This window comes from Actinomadura sp. WMMA1423, from assembly GCF_006547145.1.
Taxonomy (GTDB): domain Bacteria; phylum Actinomycetota; class Actinomycetes; order Streptosporangiales; family Streptosporangiaceae; genus Spirillospora.
Genome location: NZ_CP041244.1, coordinates 9,499,626 through 9,517,496, shown reverse-complemented (window position 1 = coordinate 9,517,496; position 17,871 = coordinate 9,499,626). Strand labels below are relative to the sequence as shown.

At 73.7% G+C, this 17,871-nt stretch carries 16 protein-coding genes; 9 read left to right on the top strand and 7 right to left on the bottom strand.

What is annotated here, in order from left to right:
- Positions 1-118 precede the first annotated feature (118 nt).
- The 4 genes from FKD65_RS43800 (at position 119) to FKD65_RS43785 (ending at position 4,745) form a co-directional block, all read left to right on the top strand.
- Positions 119-2,131 carry a substrate-binding domain-containing protein gene (locus tag FKD65_RS43800; protein WP_141586172.1) on the top strand — a complete coding sequence of 671 codons (2,013 nt, stop codon included), beginning with the start codon at positions 119-121 and terminating at the stop codon, positions 2,129-2,131.
- 115 nt (positions 2,132-2,246) lie between these two features.
- Positions 2,247-3,398, top strand: coding sequence for an acyl-CoA dehydrogenase family protein (locus FKD65_RS43795; protein WP_141574998.1), 1,152 nt, complete (start codon positions 2,247-2,249; stop codon positions 3,396-3,398).
- Positions 3,399-3,415: 17 nt separating this feature from the next.
- Positions 3,416-4,171, top strand: coding sequence for a 3-oxoacyl-ACP reductase FabG (gene fabG, locus FKD65_RS43790; RefSeq protein WP_141574996.1), 756 nt, complete (start codon positions 3,416-3,418; stop codon positions 4,169-4,171).
- Positions 4,172-4,184: 13 nt separating this feature from the next.
- On the top strand, positions 4,185-4,745 hold the full coding sequence (locus tag FKD65_RS43785; protein WP_168220894.1) for a TetR/AcrR family transcriptional regulator: 561 nt from the start codon (positions 4,185-4,187) through the stop codon (positions 4,743-4,745).
- On the opposite strand, the gene FKD65_RS43780 is transcribed toward FKD65_RS43785, so the two are convergent.
- Positions 4,742-5,515 carry a helical backbone metal receptor gene (locus tag FKD65_RS43780; protein WP_141574991.1) on the bottom strand — a complete coding sequence of 258 codons (774 nt, stop codon included), beginning with the start codon at positions 5,513-5,515 and terminating at the stop codon, positions 4,742-4,744. The genes FKD65_RS43785 and FKD65_RS43780 overlap by 4 nt on opposite strands.
- A 13-nt stretch (positions 5,516-5,528) precedes the next feature.
- Positions 5,529-8,747, bottom strand: coding sequence for a fused isobutyryl-CoA mutase/GTPase IcmF (gene icmF, locus FKD65_RS43775; protein ID WP_141586179.1), 3,219 nt, complete (start codon positions 8,745-8,747; stop codon positions 5,529-5,531).
- Between the two features lie 98 nt (positions 8,748-8,845).
- Here icmF and FKD65_RS43770 point away from each other — a divergent pair, with 98 nt between their 5' ends.
- Both FKD65_RS43770 and FKD65_RS43765 read left to right on the top strand, forming a co-directional pair.
- Positions 8,846-9,331, top strand: a complete 486-nt coding sequence (locus FKD65_RS43770) for a MarR family transcriptional regulator (RefSeq protein WP_141586177.1) — start codon at positions 8,846-8,848, stop codon at positions 9,329-9,331.
- Positions 9,332-9,375: 44 nt separating this feature from the next.
- Complete coding sequence (locus tag FKD65_RS43765) at positions 9,376-10,647, top strand: hydroxyacid-oxoacid transhydrogenase (RefSeq protein WP_141574989.1); 1,272 nt, start codon at positions 9,376-9,378, stop codon at positions 10,645-10,647.
- Positions 10,648-10,693: 46 nt separating this feature from the next.
- Here the strand turns inward: FKD65_RS43765 and FKD65_RS43760 are convergent, their stop codons facing one another.
- Positions 10,694-11,797, bottom strand: coding sequence for a lysophospholipase (locus FKD65_RS43760; protein WP_141574987.1), 1,104 nt, complete (start codon positions 11,795-11,797; stop codon positions 10,694-10,696).
- Between the two features lie 137 nt (positions 11,798-11,934).
- Between FKD65_RS43760 and FKD65_RS43755 the strand changes: the two genes are divergently transcribed.
- Both FKD65_RS43755 and FKD65_RS43750 read left to right on the top strand, forming a co-directional pair.
- A complete protein-coding gene (locus FKD65_RS43755; RefSeq protein WP_141574984.1) occupies positions 11,935-12,735 on the top strand; it encodes a tryptophan 2,3-dioxygenase in 801 nt (266 codons plus the stop codon).
- Positions 12,725-14,035, top strand: coding sequence for an NAD(P)/FAD-dependent oxidoreductase (locus tag FKD65_RS43750; RefSeq protein ID WP_141574981.1), 1,311 nt, complete (start codon positions 12,725-12,727; stop codon positions 14,033-14,035). Before FKD65_RS43755 ends, FKD65_RS43750 begins: the two co-directional genes overlap by 11 nt.
- Here the strand turns inward: FKD65_RS43750 and FKD65_RS43745 are convergent.
- Positions 13,964-15,409, bottom strand: coding sequence for an MFS transporter (locus FKD65_RS43745; RefSeq protein WP_141574979.1), 1,446 nt, complete (start codon positions 15,407-15,409; stop codon positions 13,964-13,966). The two genes, FKD65_RS43750 and FKD65_RS43745, sit on opposite strands and share 72 nt — an antisense overlap.
- A 253-nt stretch (positions 15,410-15,662) precedes the next feature.
- On the opposite strand from FKD65_RS43745, the gene FKD65_RS43740 reads away from it, so the two are divergent.
- Positions 15,663-15,905 carry a hypothetical protein gene (locus tag FKD65_RS43740; RefSeq protein WP_141574977.1) on the top strand — a complete coding sequence of 81 codons (243 nt, stop codon included), beginning with the start codon at positions 15,663-15,665 and terminating at the stop codon, positions 15,903-15,905.
- On the opposite strand, the gene FKD65_RS43735 is transcribed toward FKD65_RS43740, so the two are convergent.
- The 3 genes from FKD65_RS43735 to moaA are packed head-to-tail and all read right to left on the bottom strand — an operon-like array spanning position 15,902 to position 17,820.
- Positions 15,902-16,210: a DUF6457 domain-containing protein gene (locus FKD65_RS43735; protein WP_168220893.1), complete on the bottom strand. Its 309-nt coding sequence runs from the start codon at positions 16,208-16,210 to the stop codon at positions 15,902-15,904. The two genes, FKD65_RS43740 and FKD65_RS43735, sit on opposite strands and share 4 nt — an antisense overlap.
- Positions 16,211-16,259: 49 nt before the next feature.
- A complete protein-coding gene (locus FKD65_RS43730) occupies positions 16,260-16,826 on the bottom strand; it encodes a molybdenum cofactor guanylyltransferase (protein ID WP_141574974.1) in 567 nt (188 codons plus the stop codon).
- 4 nt (positions 16,827-16,830) lie between these two features.
- A complete protein-coding gene (gene moaA / locus FKD65_RS43725) occupies positions 16,831-17,820 on the bottom strand; it encodes a GTP 3',8-cyclase MoaA (RefSeq protein ID WP_240809896.1) in 990 nt (329 codons plus the stop codon).
- Between the last annotated feature and the right edge of the window lie 51 nt (positions 17,821-17,871).

Here is a 17,871-nt window from a genome sequence, read left to right as displayed (position 1 = left end):
TTGAGACGAACATCACGTCTGCCCCATTGAGACACATCCGTTCTGTGTCTCACCCGGCGGGCCGTCGACCCACGGCGCGACGCGGCCCGCACCCCCGCCCGGGAAACGGAGACCGGCCATGAGCGCATTCGACGACGTTCCTGAGTGGGCACCCCGGACCCCACCGGAGCCGGGCGGCCCGGAGTCCCCCCACGTCTTCCTCGGCGCCTCCCACCCCGGCCCGCTCCCGCGCCGCGGCAGGGGCGGCTCCGAGGGGGAGCCGTTCGACGCCTTCAAGCGGCCGGGCCGCACACCCCGCCCCCAGGGCCCGGCGCACGCCGCCGCCAAGTCCGCCCGGGGGCCCTGGAGCCTCGGCGGGGGCCGGCCGCCGAGGCGCGTCGGCGGCATCCTGCTCGGGCCGCTGGCCGGCGCGGTCGGTCTCGTGCTCCTCGGCGGATTCGGCGCCTACGCCCTCGCCTCGGCGGGCGGCGGGTGCTCCGGCGGCGGCGCGGTGACGCTCGACGTGGCGGTGGCGCCGGACGTCGCGGCCGCGGTGGCGCGGGCCGCGGACCGGTTCAACGACGCCGGGCACGAGGTGGACGGGCGGTGCGCCCGCGCGCGGGTGCGCGCCACCGATCCGGCCGCGGTCGCGACGCTGCTGTCCGGAAAGGGCGTGGCCGGGGTCGCCCGGCGGCCGGACGTCTGGATCCCCGACTCCTCGCTGTGGACCAAGCTCGTCGAGGGGCCCGCCCAGGCGGCCCCGGCCCCGGGGGACCCGGGCCGCCTGGGCGGGATCGCCTCGACCCCGATCGTGCTGGCGATGCCGCGCGGCCTGGCGACCCAGCTGCGCAACCTCGGCGCGCCGGAGCGGCCGTCCTGGAAGGACCTGCTCGCCGCGGCCGGGACGGCCTCGGACGCCGAGCAGGACCCGGCCGCCGGGCAGGGCGGCGGAGTGATCCCGCCGCGGCTGCTGCGGCTCCAGGTCCCCGATCCGGGCCGCAGCTCGACGGGCATGGGCTCGCTGATCCTGGCCGGCGCGCTGCTCGCGGACGCTCCGGAGGGCGAGGCGTCCTTCACCGGCGTGGTCCGGACGATCCGGGAGGGCGTGGCGCCCTCGGTCGAGGCCGAGCTCGCCGCCTTCACGGCCTTCGACCAGGGCAGGTCCGACCGCTACCCGGTCGCCCTGGCACCCGAGCAGGCGGTGTTCGCCTACAACGCGCGGCGTCCGGCCGAGCCGGCGGTCGCGGTGCACCCGGCGGAGGGCACGGTCTACCTCGACCACCCGGTCACCGTCCTGGCGGAGGACCGGGCCAAGGCCGGCGCCGCGCGGTCGCTGGCCGCGGCGCTCACGGACAGCGCCACCCGCGACGACCTCCAGCGGCTGGGCTTCCGGACGCCCGGCGGGGCGGCGCCCTCGTCGTTCTCCGCGCGGACCGGCCTGGACCCGCGCCCGCCGCGGGCGCTCCCGGACGCGCCCGCCGCGGACGTGCGGCGCACCATGCAGTCGTGGGCCCAGCTGTCGCTGAGCATCCGGATGCTGAGCGTGATCGACGTGTCGGGCTCGATGGACGAGGGGGTCGCGCCGGGGGTGACGCGGTTGCAGTCCACGGTCCGCACGGCCCAGGGCGGGCTCGCGCTGCTGCCGGACGACAGCGAGCTCGGCCAGTGGGTCTTCTCCACCGAGCTGGAGGGCGACCGGGACTGGCGCGAGCTCGTCAGCGTCGGGCCGCTCAACGAGCGGCTCGGGTCGGCGACCCGGCGGCAGCTCGTGCTGAGCGCGTTCGCGCGGATCCGGGTGAAGAAGCACGGCGACACCGGCCTGTACGACACGGTCATGGCCGCGTTCGACTACATGAAGCGGACCTACAAGCCGGAGTACGTGAACTCGGTCCTGCTGTGGACGGACGGCAGGAACGAGGACCCCCGCGGCCCGTCCCTGGAGGAGACCCTCGACCACATCCGCCGCGAGTACGACCCGGAGCGGCCCGTCCAGGTCAACATGCTGGGCTACGGCTCGGGCGTGGACGTCGAGGAGCTGCGGCGCATCGCGGCGGTGACGCACGGGGACGCCTACGTGGCCGAGACGCCCGGGCAGATCCAGAAGATCTTCCTCAGGGCCGTCTCGCGCCGGGTCTGCGAGCCCGGCTGCTGACCGCGCAGGCCGCCCGGCCCCGGCGGGGCCGCCCCTTCCCTCTCGTATTTGATTCTAGAACTCTGTTCGAGTTAACTTAGCGTTCTGTTAGTAACGCAGGCGAGAGGGGCACGGCGTGCGCCGCACCGTTTTCAACGAGGACCACGAGGCCTTCCGGGAGACGATCCGGGACTTCATCGAGGCCGAGGTGGCCCCGGTCTACGAGGAGTGGGAGAACGCGGGCCATCCCCCGCGCGAGTTCTACAACAAGCTGGGCGAGCTCGGCGTGTTCGGCATCCAGGTGCCCGAGGAGTACGGCGGCGCGGGCGAGACCAGCTTCAAGTACCAGGCCGTGGTCTCCGAGGAGTGCGCCCGCGCCGGGGTGAGCTTCGGCGGCTACGGGGTGCACGTCAACCTCGTCCTGCCCTACCTGCTGAAGTACGGCTCGGAGGAGCAGAAGAAGCGCTGGCTGCCGCCGTTCGTGTCCGGCGAGATGATGACGGCCATCGCGATGACCGAGCCCGGCACCGGCTCGGACCTCGCCGGCATGCGGACCACGGCGAAGCGGGACGGCGACCACTACGTCCTGAACGGCGCCAAGACGTTCATCACCGGCGGCGTCCTCGCCGACCGGGTGCTCGTGGTGGCCCGGACGTCCGAGGCCACGCCGGAGAACCGCCGGGCGGGCCTGTCGATCCTGGCCGTGGACACCCGGAGCGAGGGCTACGCGGTCGGACGCAAGCTGGAGAAGATCGGTCTGCGCAGCTCCGACACGGCCGAGCTGTCGTTCAGCGACGTCCGGGTCCCCGTGGAGGACCTGCTCGGCGAGGAGGGGCGCGGGTTCGAGTACCTGACGCACAACCTCGCGGAGGAGCGCCTCGGCATCGCGACCAGCTCCTACGCGTCGGCGGCGGCCGCCGTGGAGTTCGCCCGCCGGTACGTGCGGGAGCGCACCGTCTTCGGCAAGACCGTCTCGTCGTTCCAGAACACCAAGTTCGTGCTGGCCGAGTGCGCCACCGAGGTCGAGGCCGCCCGCTCACTCGTCGACCGCTGCATCGAGGCGCTGGACGCCGGCGAGCTCACCCCCGCCGACGCCGCCGTCTGCAAGCTGTTCTGCACCGAGGTGCAGGCCCGCGTCGTCGACAAGTGCCTCCAGCTGCACGGCGGCTACGGCTACATCCTGGAGTACCCGATCGCGCGCCTGTACGCCGACGCCCGGGTCACCCGGATCTACGGCGGCACCAGCGAGGTGCTCAAGACCATCATCGCCAAGGACATCCAGGTCTGACGGAAGGGCTCGCGCACATGACCGGAACCCGGGTCGCCATCGTCACCGGCGCCGCGCGCGGCATCGGCGCCGCCACCGCCGTCCGCCTCGCCAGGGAGGGCTTCGCCGTCGCCGTCTGCGACCTCGACGAGGCCGCCTGCGCCGGCACCGTCGAAACGATCACCAAGGACGGCGGCACCGCGCTGGCCGTCGGCGTCGACGTCGCCGACACCGCGCGGGCGAACGCCGCCGTCGCGCGCGTCGCCGCCGAGCTCGGACCCCCCGTCGTCCTGGTGAACAACGCCGGCATCACCCGCGACAACCTGCTGTTCAAGATGTCCGACGACGACTGGGACTCGGTCCTCTCGGTGCACCTGCGGGGCTCGTTCCTGATGACCCGCGCCGCGCAGGAGCACATGACGAAGGCCGGATGGGGCCGGATCGTGAACCTGTCGTCGGTGTCGGCCCTCGGCAACCGCGGCCAGGTCAACTACTCGGCGGCCAAGGCGGGCCTCCAGGGCTTCACCAAGACGCTGGCGATCGAACTCGGGAAGTTCGGCGTCACGGCCAACGCGATCGCGCCGGGGTTCATCGCCACCGAGATGACGGCCGCGACCGCCGCCCGCGTCGGCGTCGGCTTCGAGGACTTCAAGGCCGCCGCGGCCAAGGAGATCCCCGTCCGGCGCGTCGGCGTCCCCGAGGACATCGCGGGGACCGTCGCGTTCCTGGTGAGCGACGACGCGTCCTTCGTGTCCGGGCAGGTCATCTATGTGGCCGGTGGTCCCCGCGCGTGACGGGGCGGCCCGCGTGCGGGACCGGGAGGGGACCGAGGAGTCGCTGCGGGCGGCGGCGGTCGCGCTGCTGCGGCGCGGCGGCGTCCTCGCCGGGCTGAACCTGCGCCAGGTCGCCGACGAGGCCGGGGTCAACCGCGGGCTGGTCTACCAGTACTTCGGGTCGCGCCGGGCGCTGCTGCGCTCGGCGCTGTTCCACCGCTCGCGGCCGAACGCCGAGGACGCGGTGGAGGCGGCCGGGCTGCCGCTGCGCGAGCGGCTGGCGCGGCTGTTCTGGACGAGCCTGCGCCACCCCGAGCCGGTCCGGCTGGCGACGCTGCTCGTGCTGGACGGCGACGACCGGCCCCGCGTCCTGCTCAACCGGGGCGCGGGCCGCGAGGACCTCGCCGCGGAGGCGGCGCGGGGGGACCTGCCGGTCGAGGACGTGGCGGCCGTGCAGGCGGCCATCGCCTCCACGATCTACGGGTACACGCTGCTGCGCGAGCACCTGGCGCGGGAGATCGGCGTGCCCGCCGACGAGCTCGACGAGCGCATGGCCCGCTGCGTGGAGGCCATGTTCACCCGCCGCCCCGGCTAGCGGGGGCGGGCCGCGGCGAGCCGTCCGGCGAGAACGGCCGGGGCCTCGACCAGGGACGGGCCGTACCAGGTGAGGAGCCGGCCGCTGACGAGCGCGGCGTCGAGCCCGGGGAAGCACTCCGGGCCGTCGTCCTCGGTGAAGCGGTACGGCTCGTCCGGCAGGACGACGAGGTCGGCGCCGGCCGCGTTCAGCTCGTCCAGCGGGATCTTCGGGTAGCGCTCGGGATGCCCGGCGTAGACGTTGGAGACGCCCAGGCGGGACAGGACGTCGCCGGTGAAGGTGTCGCGCCCGACGACCATCCACGGCCGCCGCCAGATCGGGATCACCGCCGCCCGGGGCTCCCCCGGCGCGACCCGCGACCAGACGCGGGACGCCTCCTCCAGCCATCCGGGCGCCGCAGGCACCCGGCACGCCTCGGCCAGCATGCGCCGCAGCGACGCCAGGGCCTCCTCGACCGTGCGGATCCGCGTCATCCACACCGCGACGCCCGCCGCGCGGAGCGCCTCGACGTCGGCGGGACGGTTCTCCTCGGTGTTGCCCACGACGACGTCGGGCCGCAGCGCGATGATCCGCTCCAGGTCGGGGTTCTTGGTGCCGCGCACGCGCGGCACGTCGAGGCCCTCGGGATGGGTGCACCAGTCGGTGGCGCCGGCCAGCAGCTCCGGCGCGGTCGCCGCGACCGTCTCGGTCAGGGACGGGACGATCGACACGACGCGGCGCACCCGGTCCGGCAAGCGGACCGGGGCGCCGGTGTCGTCGCGGGCGGCCATCGGCGGACGGTCCTCAGACGTTGCGGCGGTACTGGCCGCCGACCTCGAAGAAAGCGTCGGTGATCTGCTGGAGGCTGCACACGCGCGCCGCGTCCATCAGCACCGCGAACACGTTCCCCCCGGACCGGGCCGCGTCCTTGAGCGCGGCGAGCGCGGCCCGCGCCTCGTCCCCGTGCGCCCGCTGGTAGCCGCGGACGCGGTCGAGCTGGGACCGCTTCTCGTCCTCGGTGGCGCGGGCGAGCTCGATCGTCTTCGGGGTCCCGTCGCCGGACTCCGGGGTGCGGAAGGTGTTGACGCCGATGATCGGCAGCGAGCCGTCGTGCTTGCGCTGCTCGTACAGCATCGACTCGTCCTGGATGCGGCCCCGCTGGTAGCCGGTCTCCATCGCGCCGAGCACGCCGCCGCGCTCGCTGATGCGGTCGAACTCCGTGAGCACGGCCTCCTCGACCAGGTCGGTCAGCTCGTCGATGACGAACGACCCCTGGAGGGGGTTCTCGTTCATCGCGAGGCCCCACTCGCGGTTGATGATGAGCTGGATCGCCAGGGCCCGCCGCACCGACTCGGCCGTCGGCGTGGTGACCGCCTCGTCGTAGGCGTTGGTGTGCAGGCTGTTGCAGTTGTCGTAGATGGCGATGAGCGCCTGCAGCGTCGTGCGGATGTCGTTGAAGTGCATCTCCTGCGCGTGCAGGGAGCGCCCGGACGTCTGCACGTGGTACTTGAGCTTCTGGCTGCGCTCGTTGGCGCCGTACCGGTCGCGCATGGCCACGGCCCAGATGCGCCGGGCCACGCGTCCCAGCACGTTGTACTCCGGGTCCATGCCGTTGGAGAAGAAGAACGACAGGTTGGGCGCGAAGTCGTCGATGTCCATGCCGCGCGCCAGGTAGGACTCGACGTAGGTGAAGCCGTTGGCGAGGGTGAACGCGAGCTGGCTGATGGGGTTCGCCCCGGCCTCGGCGATGTGGTAGCCGGAGATGGACACCGAGTAGAAGTTGCGGACCTTGTTGGCGATGAACCACTCCTGGATGTCGCCCATCATCCGCAGCGAGAACTCGGTGGAGAAGATGCAGGTGTTCTGCCCCTGGTCCTCCTTGAGGATGTCGGCCTGCACGGTGCCGCGCACGGTGGACAGCACCCGCGCGCGGATCCGCGCGGCCTCCTCCTCGGACGGTTCGCGCCCGTTCTCCTCGTAGAAGGCGTCCAGCCCCTGGTCGACGGCGGTGTTCAGGAAGAACGCCAGGATCGTGGGCGCGGGGCCGTTGATGGTCATCGACACCGAGGTGGTCGGCGAGGACAGGTCGAACCCGTCGTAGAGCGCCTTCATGTCGTCCAGCGTGGCGATCGACACCCCGGACGTGCCGACCTTGCCGTACACGTCGGGACGCTCGTCGGGGTCGCGCCCGTACAGGGTGACCGAGTCGAACGCGGTGGACAGGCGCGTCGCGGGCTGGCCCTCCGACAGCAGCTTGAAGCGGCGGTTGGTGCGGAAGGGGTCGCCCTCCCCCGCGAACATGCGGGCGGGGTCCTCGTTGTCGCGCTTGAACGGGAACACCCCGGCGGTGAACGGGAACCGCCCGGGCAGGTTCTCGTTGCGGAGGAAGCGCAGCAGCTCGCCGTGGTCGGTGTAGCGCGGCAGGGCGACGCGGGGGATCCGGGTGCCCGACAGCGACTCGCGCGCGAGCGCGGTGTGCAGCTCCCGGTCGCGGATCCGCACGACCTGCTCGTCGCCGGAGTAGGACTCCACCACCGCGGGCCAGCCCTCGACCAGCTGGGCGTTCCCCGGCTCCACCTCGCGGCGCGCCTTCTCCAGCAGGGCCTCGACCTCGGAGGCGTCCGTCAGCTCGGCACGGACCTCGTCCAGCCGCTGGACGCGCCGCACCGCCTCCATCTGCCTCACCGTGTCGGCGTGGTAGCCCCGGACGGTCTCGGCGATGTCGGACAGGTACCGCACGCGGTTCGGGGGGATGACGGTCGCGGCGCCGGTCGGCACCTTGGTCGCGACCTCGGGGAGGGCACCGTCCTCCAGGCGCAGGCCGTGCTCGCCCAGCAGCCCCCCGAGGTGCTGGTAGAGCGCCGTGACGCCGTCGTCGTTGAACGTGGCGGCGCTGGTGCCGAACACCGGCATGTCGTCGGGGCGCCGCCCGAACGCCTCCCGGTTGCGCACGAGCTGGCGGCCCACGTCGCGCAGCGCGTCGGCCGCGCCGCGCCGCTCGAACTTGTTGATCGCCACCACGTCCGCGAAGTCGAGCATGTCGATCTTCTCGAGCTGGGACGCGGCGCCGAACTCCGGCGTCATCACGTACAGCGACACGTCGACCAGCGGCACGATCGCGGCGTCGCCCTGCCCGATGCCGGGCGTCTCCAGGACCACCAGGTCGTACCCGGCGGCCTTGCAGGCGGTGATGATGTCCTCGACGTTCTCGGGCAGCTCCCGCGCACCCCGGGTCGCCAGGGAGCGGAAGAACACGCGGTCGCCGTCCAGGGAGTTCATCCTGATCCGGTCGCCGAGCAGCGCGCCGCCGCCGCGCCGCCGCGTCGGGTCAACGGCGAGGACCGCGACGCGCAGCCGGTCGCCCTGGTCGACGCGCAGCCGCCGCACCAGCTCGTCGGTGAGCGAGGACTTCCCGGACCCGCCCGTCCCGGTGATCCCGAGCACGGGGACGCGCCGCCCGGCCGCAGCCTCGGCGAGCCGCGCGCGGTCGTCCGCGGGCAGGTTCCCGGCCTGCAGGCAGGTGACGGCCCGGGCGAGGGCGCGCCGCTCCCCCGCCAGCACGTCCTCGACCGGCACCGGCTCGGCGGCCAGGTCGACGTCGCACTCGCGGACCAGCTCGTTGATCATGCCGGGCAGGCCGAGCCGCTGGCCGTCCTCCGGGGAGAAGATCCGCACGCCGGCGTCCGAGAGCCGCGCGATCTCCTCGTGCACGATGACGCCGCCGCCCCCGCCGAACACCTTCACGTGCTCGGCGCCGGCCTCCTTCAGGCTGCGCGACAGGTACTCGAAGTACTCGACGTGGCCGCCCTGGTAGGAGCTGATCGCCACGCCCTGAGCGTCCTCCTCCAGGACGGCGTCGACGACCTCCCGCACGGAGCGGTCGTGCCCGAGGTGCACCACCTCGGCGCCCTGGGACTGCAGGATGCGCCGCATGATGTTGATGGCCGCGTCATGGCCGTCGAACAGCGCCGCCGCCGTCACGAAGCGCACCGGGTGCACCGGCGCGTGCAGCTCCCCCGTCACCGTCTCCACCTCAACCCTTGGACATCCAATATTTGGAAGTTAAAGTAGTTTCCGTGCGCGACGCAGTCAAGACGTCATACGGTGGGCCGGTGCCCGACATGCCCGATCCCATCGCCGAGGCCCACCGCCAGTGGAGCGGCCGCTGGCCCGAGCACGCCGACCGCATGGCGGCCGTCACCTCGGTGATGCGGGCCCAGCAGGTCCTGCTCAGCCGGATCGAGGCCGTCCTCAAGCCCTACGGGCTGACGTTCGCCGCCTACGAGGCCCTGCGCCTGCTCGCCTTCACCCGCACCGGAACCCTTCCCATGGGCAAGATGGGCACCCGCCTCATGGTCCACCCGGCCTCGGTGACCAACGTGATCGGCCGCCTGGAGCAGCGGGGCCTCGTCGGCCGCCGCCCCTCCCCCGACGACCGCCGGGTCGTCCTCGCCACCATCACCCCCGCGGGCCGCGACCTCGCCGAGGAGGCCACGCTCGCCCTCAACGAGTCCGGCTTCGGCATCGCCGGCCTCCCCGAGGCCGAGGCCGCCGAGATCACCGCCGCGCTCCGCCGCGTCCGCCTGGCGACCGGCGACCTCGACTGATCCGGGGGACCCGGCGCCGCCGGGACGTGTGACACCTTGGGGGCATGACGAGCGAGACGGTCTTCACCTACGGGGCGCCGCAACTGAAGTTCGGCAGCGGGGCGGCGGACGAGATCGGGTTCGATCTGGCGCAGTTCGGGGCGCGGCGGGTGCTGGTCGTCACCGACCCCGGGATCGCCGCGACGGGCGGGCCGGCGCGGATCGCCGAGGCGATGGGGGCGTACGGGGTCGAGGCCGCCGTGTTCGACGGCGTGCGCGTGGAGCCCACGGACGCGAGCATGCGGCAGGCGGTCGAGCACGCCCGGGAGACCGGCCCCTACGACGCGTACGTGGCGGTCGGGGGCGGGTCGAGCATCGACACCGCCAAGGCGGTCAACCTGCTCACGACGAACGAGGGCGACCTCGCCGACTACCTGAACCCGCCGGTGGGCGCGGGGCGCGCGCCGGAGCGGCCGCTGCTGCCGCTGGTGGCCGTCCCCACCACGACGGGCACGGGCGCGGAGAGCACCACGGTGTGCGTCCTCGACGTCCTGGACCTGCGGGTGAAGACCGGCATCAGCCATCCGCGGCTGCGGCCGGCGCTGGCCGTGGTGGACCCGGAGCTGACGATGTCGCAGCCGCCCGGGGTGACCGCCTCGGCCGGGATGGACATCCTCTGCCACGCCCTGGAGAGCTACACCGCGCGCCCCTACGACGCGTACGAGCGCAAGAGGCCCGAGCAGCGGGTCCCCTACTGCGGGGCCAACCCGGTGTCGGACATGTGGGCGGAGAAGTCGCTGAGCCTGCTGTCGCGGTCGTTCCGCAGGGCGGTCGAGGACGGGGAGGACCGGGAGGCGCGCACCGACATGGCGCTCGCGGCGACGTTCGCGGGCCTCGGGTTCGGCAACGCCGGGGTGCACATCCCGCACGCCAACGCCTACCCGATCGCCGGGCAGGTCAGGGACTTCCGCCCGGACGGCTACCCCGCCGGGGAGGCGATGGTCCCGCACGGCATGTCGGTGTCGCTGACCGCGCCGGAGGCGTTCCGGTTCACCTTCGAGGCGTGCCCCGGGCGGCACGTCCGGGCCGCCGAGCTGCTCGACCCTCGGACGGACCGGCCGGACGAGGCGTCCGAGCACCTGCCGCTGGCCGTGCTGCGGCTTATGCGCGACATCGGCCTCCCGGAAGGGATCGGCGGAGTCGGGTACACCGAGGGCGACGTCCCCGCGCTGGTGGAGGGCGCGATGAAGCAGCAGCGGCTGCTGGCGACCGCGCCTCGCGCGGTGGACGAGGAGGCCGTGGCCGGGATCTTCACGCGGTCGCTGCGCCTGTGGTGAGGCCGCTGTGGTGAGGCCGGTGGTGAGGCCGCTGCGGTGAGGCCCCTCAGCGCTCGCGGACCCAGGCGTCGACGAGGTCGGCGGCCTCGGGCCGGGAGTCCGGCAGGTAGTGGGTGTCCCTGATCCGGTGGAGGGTCCTGTCCGGCGCGGCGAGGGCGTCGAACACCGCGCGGGCGTCGCTTTCGTAGACGCCCTCGTCCGCCGTGGCGTGCACCACCAGGGACGGGGCGGTGATGCGCGCGAGGTGCGGGGCGGCGGCGCACTGCGAGGTGCGCAGGCTCCACATCGACAGCCAGGAGCGCAGCGTGCACAGCGAGCCGATGCCGAACACGCCGTAGTTCGCCTTGGCGGGCTCGCCGAGGTAACAGCGGTTGGGCCGGCGGTCCGACGGCTCGATGGAGGGGTCGATCATCCTCAGGTCGGCCCAGGTGCGGTGGACGGTGAACAGGGTGTCGCGGGCGCGGGTGCCCTTCAGGGCGTCCAGGCGGGCGAGGACGCGGTCGGTGATGCGCTCGTTGCGGGCGCGCTGGGCGGCGCGGTACCGGGCCTGGAACTCCGCGTCGTACGGGGGGCCGTTGCGGGGGTCGAAGGGGTCGAGGGCCGGGTCGACCGACAGCGGGTCGGTCTCGTCGGTGACCGACGGGTCCATCCAGGCGGTGAGGACCTCCGGGCGGCCGGCGTGGGCGGCGAGCGCGACGAACAGGTCCCCGGCGGGCAGGTCCTCGATCGCAGGGACGGGGCGCATCCCCGCGACGGGCGTGATGTTGGGCTCGACGGCCTGCGACTGGTAGGCGGCCATAAGCGAGCCGCCGCCGGAGTTGCCGAGCAGGACGACGCGCTCGGCGCCCGCCCGCTCGCGGAGCCAGCGGACCCCGGTGCCGATCTCGGCGAGGGCGTGGTCGAGCAGGAAGTACGCCTCGTTGCCCCGGAAGCGCGTGTTCCAGCCGAGGAAGCCGTGGCCGCGGGCCGCGAGGTGCTCGGCGAGGTAGTGCTCGGAGAAGTCCACGTTGTAGTGGGCCGCGATGAACGCGGTCTTCGGGGCGGCCCCGGCGGGCCGGTGGTAGACGCCCTGGCACGGGTGCCCGCCCGCGCCCGCCCTGCCCGCGAGCGGTGACGGCAGCCCCACGAACTCCCTGACGATCTCACCCATCCGGCGCCTCCCGGCTCGCTACCGAATCAGGTTCTGATCGTAGGGGGATATGGACTCCGCACGACCACCCAACGCCTGGTCGTACAGATCCATCCCATATGCTGCGGATCACATCCGTTGTGTCGCAAGGAGGCGTGATGGCGGATTCGCCGACGATGACGTACGGCGGCTATCTGAGGCTCGACGACCTGCTGTCCTGCCAGGAGCCGAAGACCCGGGCGCACGACGAGCTGCTCTTCGTGATCATCCACCAGGTCTACGAGCTGTGGTTCAAGCAGATCCTGCACGAGGCCGCGCTGCTCCAGGCCCGCCTGGAGGAGGGCAACAGCGCCGGGGCGCTGCACACCGCCCGCCGCATAGCCAAGATCCTCAAGACCGTGGTCGGGCAGCTGGACGTGCTGGAGACGATGACGCCCCGGCAGTTCGCCGCGTTCCGCGACGAGCTCGGCAACTCCAGCGGCTTCCAGAGCGAGCAGTTCCGCGAGATCGAGGCCGTCCTCGGGCGGCGCTCCTTCCCCGCCTCGGACCTGCGCGGCGACGAGCGGCTCCAGGCGGCCGTGTCGCGCCCGTCGGTGTTCGACTCGCTGCTGCGCTACCTCGCCGGCCGCGGCCACGCCGTCCCGCGGGGGGCCCTGGAGCGCGACTTCTCCCGGCCGTGGGAGCCGGACCCCGGCGTGCAGAAGGCCCTGCTCGCCGTCTACGCGGACGAGACGGGCCCCGCCGCCGAGGTCTGCGAGGCGCTCGTCGACGTGGACGAGGGCATCCAGGAGTGGCGGTACCGGCACCTGAAGATGGTCGAGCGGACGATCGGCGCGAAGATCGGCACGGGCGGGTCGGCCGGCGCCGACTACCTGCGCAGCACCCTGTTCGCCCCCGCGTTCCCCGACCTGTGGGAGGTCCGCTCCCAGACCGAGGAGGTCCCCGTCCATGGCGGCTGAGGCCGGGGAGCGGGTCGCGGTCGTCGGCGCGGGCCTCGCGGGCTGCCTGCTCGCGGTGCTGCTCGGCCGGCGCGGCATCGCGGTGACGGTGTACGAGCGGCGCCCCGATCCGCGCGTGGCGGGCGCCGAGCGGGGGCGCTCGATCAACCTGGCGATCTCCGCGCGCGGCCTGGCGGCGCTGGAGCAGGTGGGGCTGCGCGACCAGTCCCTCAAGCAGGCGCTGCCCATGCACGGCCGGATGGTGCATCCGCTCGCGGGCGCGCCGAACTTCCAGCCCTACAGCGCCGACGGCGAGCGCGCCATCAACTCCATCAGCCGCGCCGAGCTGAACCGGTCGCTCCTGGACACCGCCGAGGGCACCCCGGGCGTCACGCTGCGGTTCTCCCAGCGCGTCACCGGAGTGGACGTCGAGGCCGGAGCCGTCCTGCTGGAGGGCGCCGCCCCCGAGCCCGCCGGCATCGTCCTGGCCGGGGACGGCGCGTACAGCGCCGTCCGCCGGTCGCTGCGCCTGGACGAGGACGCCGACTTCCTGGAGCACGGGTACAAGGAGCTGACCGTCCCGCCGAGGGACGGCGGGTTCGCGCTCGACCCCGACGCGCTGCACATCTGGCCGCGCGGCACCTCGATGATGATCGCGCTGCCGAACCTGGACCGCTCGTTCACCTGCACGCTGTTCTGGCCCAAGGCGGACTTCGCCGCCCTCGACACCCCGGAGGAGGTCACCGCCTACTTCGAGCGGCACTACCCCGACGTCGCGGGCCTGATGCCGGACCTCGCCGGCGACTACGAGCGCAACCCGGTGGGGTCGCTGGTGACCGTCCGCTGCTGGCCGTGGACGCGGTACGGCAAGGGCGCCCTGGTGGCGCTGCTGGGCGACGCCGCGCACGCGATCGTGCCGTTCTTCGGGCAGGGCGCCAACTGCGCGTTCGAGGACTGCATCGAGATCGACCGGTGCCTCACCGAGACCGGCGGCGACTGGGCCCGCGCGCTGTCGCTCTACCAGGAGCGGCGCAAGGCCAACACCGACGCGATCGCCGAGATGGCGCTGGACAACTTCATCGAGATGCGCGACCGGGTGTCGTCCCCGGTGTACCGGGCGAAGCAGGCGGCGGTCCACGCGCTGGAGCGGCGCCTGGCCGGGCGCTATGTCTCCCGCTACGAGCTGGTGTCGTTCTCGACGGTGCCGTACGCGCGGATCCCGGCGCGGATCAGGCGGCAGAACCGGGTGCTAGCCGCGGCCGCCGCCGGCACCGCGGCGGCCCTCGGCCTGGGCCTGCGCGCCCTCCTCCGGCGGCGCTGAGCCCCGGCGGCCGGCGGCCAGGTCGGCCAGGGCCGCCGCCAGCGCCGCCAGCACGAACCCGAGGACGACGATCAGCCCGTGCCGGAACGCGGCGGCCCAGTCCCCGCGCGTCCCGGCGATCGTGGCGAAGAACACCGACCCGACGGCGGCGACCCCCATCGCGGTGCCGACCCGCTGGCCGGTCTGCAGGACGCCGGCCGCGCTGCCGCCCTCGGTGTAGTCCACCTCCGACAGGGTGATCGTCTGGTTCGGCGAGATCACCAGGCCGCTGCCCAGCCCGGCCAGCAGCAGCGGCGCCGCGGTGGCCCAGGCGACGCCCGCGCCGGGCTTCAGCTCCACCGCGAGCCACGCCGCGCCGAGCCCGGCCAGCACCAGGCACAGGCCTCCGGCGACGAGTTGGCGGCCGTACCGCGAGACGGCGCGGCCGCCGAGGGTGGACCCGACCGCGGAGCCGAGCGCGAACGGCGTGATCGCCAGGCCCGCCTCCAGCGCGCTGAGACCGAGGCCCGCCTGGAGGTAGAGCGTGAAGATGAAGAAGACCGCGGTGAATCCGGCGAAGTACAGCAGCGCGATCGCCGACCCCAGCGAGTAGGAGCGGAGCCGGAACAGCGCGAGGTCGACCATCGGCGCCCGGGCCCGGCGCTCCCAGGCGGCGAAGGCCGCCAGCAGCACGGCGCCCGCCAGGACGAGCAGCCACTTGAGGTCGCCGCGCCACTGCTGCTCCTGGACGAGCGGCAGCAGCACGCACAGGACGCCCGCGCCCAGCAGCAGCACGCCGAGGGGGTCCAGGCCCTGCCGCTCCCCGTAGACCGGGGCGGGCAGCAGCCGCCACGCCAGGAACAGCGCCACGACGCCGACCGGGATGTTGACGTAGAACACCCACCGCCAGCCCTCCGCCGGACCGGCGATCGCGATCAGCCCGCCGCCGAGCAGCGGCCCGACGGCGGTGGCGATCCCGATGACGGCGCCGAGCGCCCCGAACGCCCGTCCCCGCTCGGGGCCCCGGAACAGCTGCTGGATGAGCCCGGCGACCTGCGGGTTGAGGATGCCGCCCGCGACGCCCTGCACGAGCCGGGCGAGGACGAGGAACAGGATCGTCGGGGCGATGCCCGCCCCCGCGCTCGCCGCCGTGAACAGCGCGAGCCCGAACATGAACACCGCCCGGCGGCTGCGGGCGTCGCCGAGCCGCCCGGCCGGGACGAGGACGAGCCCGAACGTCAGCGCGTACCCGGACAGGATCCACTGGAGCTGCGCGTCCGACGCGTGCAGGCCCGACCGGATCGACGGCAGCGCCACGTTGACGATGCTGACGTCCAGCAGCGTCATGAACGCCGCGACAAGGCAAACCGAGAGCGCCTGCCACCGCCTTGTCATTGCCTTTGCTCCTCCTTCGGGCCCGGAGGGCCCTCCATCGTCGACAAAGGCGGGCGATCGCTGGCATCGCTCCGTCTCGCCTTGCGGCTCGCTTCGCGATCAGGTTCTCGCTTCGCTCGAACCTGCCTTCGGACGCGATCGCGACCATTGAGGTTGTTGCGTGGTTGCGGCGGTGGTTGAGGTCGGTGTGGGACGGTGCCTTCGGGTCCGGAGCAGAGCACTGCTGAACACAGCAATGCAATAGATTCCCCTGATGAGCGATTCCGACTCGGGGACCGGCCCCGAAGAACTCCAGTGCTCCGCCAAGGGCTGCCGGGCGGACGCGGTGTGGGCGCTGCGGTGGAACAACCCGAAGATCCACACGCCGGACCGGCGGAAGGTCTGGCTCGCCTGCGACGAGCACCGCGAGAGCCTGTCGGCGTTCCTGTCCCGCCGCGACTTCCTGAAGGACGTGGTGCCGGTCGCCGACCGCGACGAGCCCGCCGGGCGCGGTTAGGCCTCGTCGAGGACCGGCGCGCCGCCCTGCTCGGGAGCCCCGCCCTGCTCGGGGACCCCGGCCTGCTCGGGCGCCTCGGCCGGCCAGCCCTCGGCCATCTCCGTCAGCCGGGCGGCGGCGTCGCGCGCGGGCACGCCGCGGCCGACCGCGAGGCCGAGCAGGTAGGCCGTCACCGGCGCGCCGGGCCGCGCGACGTTGTGGGCGACGTCGCGGGCCAGGTCGAGCACCAGGCCCTGGTCGACCTCGCCGCGCTCCAGGCCCAGTTCGAGGCAGGCCGCGTTGATCCAGTCCTCGAGGACGGACATGGTTTCCCCCTTCGAGCGTGGTGCCGGTGGTCTGCCCACTCTCGCACGATCAAAGCAGTCGCTCGGCCGCGGCCAGCTGCTCGGGGGTGTCGCAGTCGAACCACGCCGGACGGACGCCGGCCGGCAGCCTCACCGGCACCGGATCCAGGGGGCCGAGGAACCCGCGCAGGGAGGCGCCCTCGTAGGCGGCCAGCGCCGTCCGCAGGGCGCCCGCGCGCCAGCACCCGGCGAGCCACTGCTCGCGGCCGTCCTCGTCCACCAGGACGGCCCCGTCCCGCTCCCCCATCGCCTCGAGCAGCGCGGCGACGTGGGCGGGGCGCAGGAACGGCAGGTCGGCGGCCAGCAGCGCCAGGACGGGCGCGCGGACCTCGGCGAGCCCGGCGCGCAGCGCGGGCACCGGCCCGGCGCCCGGCGGGTCCTCGCGGACGACGACGGCGTCCGGCAGGACGTCGCGGCGCGGCCCCACCACGACGAGCCGGGACGCCCCGGACGCGGCGGCCGCCGCCCATTCGACCAGCGGGCGTCCCCCCGCGGGGGCGGCGGGCTTGTCGGCGCCGAACCGCCGCGCGCGCCCGCCCGCGAGCAGCACGGCGTCGAACGACGCGCCGGCGCCCACCGGCTCAGCCGCCGATCGCCGACATGGGGCGGGCGGGCTGGAGGAACGACGGGTCGTCGATGCCGTGCCCGGCGCGCTTGGCCCGCACCGCCGCGCGCCAGCGGTCGGCCAGCTCGGCGTCGGCGGCTCCGGCGCGCATCGCGTCGCGCAGGTTGGACTCCTCGGTGGCGAACAGGCAGTTGCGGACCTGTCCGTCGGCGGTGAGCCGCACCCGGTCGCAGGCGCCGCAGAACGGCCGGGTCACCGAGCCGATCACGCCGACGGTCTCAGGGCCGCCGCCGACGAGGAACGACTCGGCGGGGGCGCTGCCGCGCTCGTGCCCGCTGTCGGGCGCGAGGTCGAACTTGGCCGACAGCCGGTCCAGGATCTCGTCCGCGGTGATCATGTTCTCGCGGGTCCAGCCATGCTGGGCGTCCAGCGGCATCTGCTCGATGAACCGCAGCCGGTAGCCGTGCTCCAGGCAGTACCGCAGCAGCGGGACGGCCTCGTGGTCGTTGATCCCGCGCATCAGCACGGCGTTGATCTTGACGGGGGCGAGCCCCGCGCGCCGCGCGGCCGCCAGCCCCGCCAGCACGTCCCCCAGCCGGTCGCGGTGCGCGAGGCGCCGGAACGTGTCGCGGTCGAGGGTGTCGAGGGAGACGTTCACGCGGTCGAGCCCGGCCTCGGCCAGCGGCGCGGCCAGCCGGTCGAGCCCGATCCCGTTGGTGGTCAGCGAGATCTGGGGGCGCGGCGCCTGCTCCGCCGTCCGCCGCACGATCTCCGGGAGGCCGCGCCGCAGCAGCGGCTCGCCGCCGGTGTAGCGGACCTCCGTCACGCCGAGGTCGCGCACGGCGAGGCCGACCAGCCGGGCCACCTCGTCGTCGGTGAGCAGTTCCGGCTTGGGCAGCCAGTCCAGCCCCTCGGGCGGCATGCAGTACGAGCACCGCAGGTTGCAGCGGTCGGTGAGGGAGACCCGCAGGTCCGTCGCGGTACGGCCGAAGGTGTCGACCAGCACGGGCACCCCTTCCTGTCGCGGTCTGGCTCCCCAGCCTATTCCGGTGGTTGA

Excerpts from the sequence above, each read along its gene's own strand:
- FKD65_RS43800 (WP_141586172.1), top strand. The coding sequence starts at position 119 with ATGAGCGCATTCGACGACGTTCCTGAGTGGGCACCCCGGACCCCACCG.
- fabG (WP_141574996.1), top strand. The coding sequence starts at position 3,416 with ATGACCGGAACCCGGGTCGCCATCGTCACCGGCGCCGCGCGCGGCATC.
- FKD65_RS43780 (WP_141574991.1), bottom strand. The coding sequence starts at position 5,515 with ATGGCCGCCCGCGACGACACCGGCGCCCCGGTCCGCTTGCCGGACCGG.
- FKD65_RS43770 (WP_141586177.1), top strand. The coding sequence starts at position 8,846 with ATGCCCGATCCCATCGCCGAGGCCCACCGCCAGTGGAGCGGCCGCTGG.
- FKD65_RS43765 (WP_141574989.1), top strand. The coding sequence starts at position 9,376 with ATGACGAGCGAGACGGTCTTCACCTACGGGGCGCCGCAACTGAAGTTC.
- FKD65_RS43760 (WP_141574987.1), bottom strand. The coding sequence starts at position 11,797 with ATGGGTGAGATCGTCAGGGAGTTCGTGGGGCTGCCGTCACCGCTCGCG.
- FKD65_RS43755 (WP_141574984.1), top strand. The coding sequence starts at position 11,935 with ATGGCGGATTCGCCGACGATGACGTACGGCGGCTATCTGAGGCTCGAC.
- FKD65_RS43750 (WP_141574981.1), top strand. The coding sequence starts at position 12,725 with ATGGCGGCTGAGGCCGGGGAGCGGGTCGCGGTCGTCGGCGCGGGCCTC.
- FKD65_RS43745 (WP_141574979.1), bottom strand. The coding sequence starts at position 15,409 with ATGACAAGGCGGTGGCAGGCGCTCTCGGTTTGCCTTGTCGCGGCGTTC.
- FKD65_RS43740 (WP_141574977.1), top strand. The coding sequence starts at position 15,663 with ATGAGCGATTCCGACTCGGGGACCGGCCCCGAAGAACTCCAGTGCTCC.
- FKD65_RS43735 (WP_168220893.1), bottom strand. The coding sequence starts at position 16,210 with ATGTCCGTCCTCGAGGACTGGATCAACGCGGCCTGCCTCGAACTGGGC.